Annotated in this window: 1 protein-coding gene; it reads right to left on the bottom strand. The window is 73.1% G+C overall.

What is annotated here, in order from left to right:
- A partial coding sequence (locus KVS67_RS11685; protein WP_217565416.1) for a transposase occupies positions 1 to 361 on the bottom strand: 361 nt, incomplete at both ends.

Raw genomic sequence — 361 nt, 5'->3', positions numbered from 1 at the left:
CCGCGTCGAGGCTGACGGGGCGCCCGCCGCGGGCACCGCGCCGTCTGCGGTGGCCCTGCTGGTCGGCCGGTTCGGGGATGACCGCTTTGATCCCACGGGCGCGTAGGTGGGTGCGGATCGCCCGGGAGGAGTACGCCTTATCGCCCAGCACGGCCTCGGGGCGGGTCCGGGGCCGCCCTACTGGCCGGGTCACGCGCAGCTGCTCCAGAAGAGGAAGCAGCATCGGGGAGTCCCCTGCCTGGCCGGGGGTGATCAGGCTGACCAGCGGCAGCCCGGTCCCATCGACGAGCTGATGGATCTTCGTGCTCAGCCCGCCACGGGAGCGCCCGATGCCGTGATCGGCCGGCTCCTCACGCGGATT

The sequence above is a fragment of the Micrococcus sp. GbtcB5 genome (assembly GCF_019091605.1).
Classification (GTDB): domain Bacteria; phylum Actinomycetota; class Actinomycetes; order Actinomycetales; family Micrococcaceae; genus Micrococcus; species Micrococcus luteus.
The sequence above is the reverse complement of the archived record's forward strand: the minus strand, read 5'-3'. Positions and strand labels throughout refer to the sequence as shown.